Source organism: Isoptericola sp. NPDC056573, assembly GCF_042793335.1.
Taxonomy (GTDB): Bacteria; Actinomycetota; Actinomycetes; order Actinomycetales; family Cellulomonadaceae; genus Isoptericola.
Genome location: NZ_JBHTUY010000031.1, coordinates 1 through 2,789 on the forward strand (window position 1 = coordinate 1; position 2,789 = coordinate 2,789).

A 2,789-nucleotide genomic window follows, 5' to 3' on the forward strand; every position below is an offset into this window, starting at 1 on the left:
GGAGTTTGGACGGATGCCACGACTTACAGTCCGAGTGCGTCAACAATCGACTACAAGGCAGAAAAGAAAGGCTCAAAACGCCTGTATTACAAAGCCATCTTGTATAAGTGGTCAGATAAAGGACTGATACACACAGGGCGAGTCGGCTCAGGATCGTTTACCGGATCAACGCCTGTAAAAAGCTTTAGTGTTCCGTCTGTCCGGCGTGAGTATGGAACAGGAACATATCTGATCAAATACAATCTATACAGCAAGTCAAACTGGACTGGATATGTCGGCAGCGTGAACAGCAATCGTTTTTATATAGTAGCGAAAATATAGGAGGGCGCGGAGCAACAACCTCAAGCCTTTAAGGGGGTGGTCAAAATGTGATACCAGGACAGCTAACGCATTTTATATTTTGAAAATTCAATAAATTTAAAATGGAGAGTGATAAAAGGTGTTTATCAATCAAAATAGAATAGTGGGAGCCTCAAAAAAGGGTAAGGGGGCAGAGAAGGCGAGCTTTGGCGGGCCTGACCTTCTCTACCTAGTACCCCGCAAAGTAGCGGAGTGCCGTAAGTATAACATGCTGCGGTTTTGTTTTTCAATGCTACTTGTGCTATCCCTTGTGACAATCGGGTTAAACAGTGCTATGGCAGCGGATCAGTACCGGAATTTTGAGGAATTGCAGGCTAATGAAGATCCCGTGAATTACAACATATTCACGCGAGAGCTTGGAACGTCTGTCCTAATCTTTGCGCCTCACGGCGGCGGGATTGAGGGTGGAACAAGTGAGCTTGCCAGGGAGCTAAGTAAATCTTATTCCACGTATCTATTTGAAGGATTGAAGGCATCAGGAAATACATCTTTGCATATCACTAGCACGAATTTTGATGAGCCTCAAGCCCTTGAACTATTAAGCCAGCATGATTTCACGTTGTCGCTACATGGCTATGCTTCAGATGAAAAGCATATTTTAGTAGGTGGGACGGATCAGGAAAATGCAGGGAAACTCACGGAAACCTTGAATGCTGCGGGCTTCTCAGCTGAGTTATTGCCGGAGGGTGCAGCCTTATCCGGTACAGATCCGGCGAATGTCGCAAATAAGAATAGAACCGGAATGAGTATCCAGCTAGAAATAAGCACCGGACAGCGGCGGGCCATGTTCGATACGTTTTCACTAAATGGCCGTGAAGTCTCCAAAAATGAAACGTTCTACCGGTTTACGGATCTCCTTTCCGACTTTGTTAATGCGAACGTAAGCAGAAAGGCGGGTGCTTAATATGGGCGCTGTTGAAAGCTTACAACCGATGTATTATTTCATTAACTTTGACGAATGGGGTATAAATCCGAACTGTGAGAACGCGGAAGCAACAACACAAGGCTTTAACGATGCTATCCAGCACGCGGCCAAGAATGGATATTACGGCGTTTATATTCCTGGTGGCCGTTTCCTGATTGATCCCGTTAGTAAGTTCGGGAGCTTGCCGGAATACGGCGGCGGGGTTCGCGGAGCTTCAAACCTGAAAATAAAAATGTCAAAAACAGCACGCTTTTACGCTATGCCGAATAGTGCCACAGGATACTCTATTTTCTACTTTGAGCTGCTTGAAAATGTGGAGCTGGAAGGCGGCTTCTTTATGGGAGACAGAGACGATCATGATTATGTCTATGTAGAAGGCAAGAAAACGCACGAATGGGGCTATTGCATCCATATAAGAGGGTGTAAGAACGTTACTATCGAAAAAGCCACATGCACCCACGCTACAGGCGATAATATTTGGGTAGCTGCTAAAGGTATGATGAACTGGAATAGTGATTACACGCCTTCCAGCAGCATCACAATAAGGAAATGCGTTTTAGAGAGAGCGAGAAGAAACAATTTTGCTACAAACGGATGCGAGGGCCTTGTATTTGAAGATAATGACGTAAATTATGCCGGCGGCGACACAATAGGGCCGCAGCTGGGTATTGATCTAGAGGGATTCGGAGAAGGCGGCCTGAAATATGATCATCCTTACAAAATCATTATCAAGAAAAACCGATTCAGAGAGAACGGACGTGGAGCTATTCGGGCATTTACAGCAGGGGAAGTCATTATTGATAGTAATTTTGCTGATAATGACATTTCATACGGGTACGGCACAGACGTAAGCATCACAAACAATAAAATCATTCGCCAGCCTGGTCAATCATCCTGGGCGCACGGTATCGACTCTATAGGCGTATCCAGCACGGAAACAGGGAATAGGGCCAATATATCAGGAAATACAGTCATAGGCTTTGAAAACGGCATTACTGCCAGGGGGAAAGGCGTTAAGGTTAACGATAATACTGTTGAGGGCTGCACCTCACAAGGTATATACGTGTATTTGTGTGAAATGGCCCTAGTAACAGATAACCGTATCAATGGTGATTGTGTTCATATCAGGGTGCATTTATCAAAGTATGTCAAGGTAAGCGACAATGATACAGAAGGCTCTACACAGGATTACTCAATTGTTTTGGATGCTGCTATAGATACGGTGGTCACAGATAACAAAATTAAAGGTTTCGGCGGTATTCGTTGTGGTGTAACAGTAGATGCTGAGGTTTCCGATAATATTATTGATCTAACTGGAACCGGACGCGGTATCATGTGGAAAGCCCATTCAGAAGTTGACGTGATCGGAAACACAATTAAAAACGCTAGAACATACGCAATAGACGGAACAGCAGACAGCCGATATATAAAAACCGTAGAAGATAAAATTATAAAGAATTGCATTTTAAGGACAGCGATTTTGCTTACTTGAGTATTTTTTATC

3 protein-coding genes are annotated in these 2,789 nt (G+C 44.2%); all 3 read left to right on the forward strand.

Annotated elements, in window-relative coordinates:
• Positions 1-321: hypothetical protein (locus ACFQ8E_RS21955; protein ID WP_430552648.1), on the forward strand; the 321-nt coding region annotated here is incomplete at its 5' end.
• Positions 322-634: 313 nt separating this feature from the next.
• Positions 635-1,264, forward strand: coding sequence for a poly-gamma-glutamate hydrolase family protein (locus ACFQ8E_RS21960; protein WP_381151630.1), 630 nt, complete (start codon positions 635-637; stop codon positions 1,262-1,264).
• A 1-nt stretch (position 1,265) separates the two neighbouring features.
• Complete coding sequence (locus tag ACFQ8E_RS21965; protein ID WP_430552649.1) at positions 1,266-2,777, forward strand: right-handed parallel beta-helix repeat-containing protein; 1,512 nt, start codon at positions 1,266-1,268, stop codon at positions 2,775-2,777.
• Positions 2,778-2,789 lie beyond the last annotated feature (12 nt).

Excerpts from the sequence above, each read along its gene's own strand:
- ACFQ8E_RS21965 (WP_430552649.1), top strand. The coding sequence starts at position 1,266 with ATGGGCGCTGTTGAAAGCTTACAACCGATGTATTATTTCATTAACTTT.
- ACFQ8E_RS21960 (WP_381151630.1), top strand. The coding sequence starts at position 635 with ATGGCAGCGGATCAGTACCGGAATTTTGAGGAATTGCAGGCTAATGAA.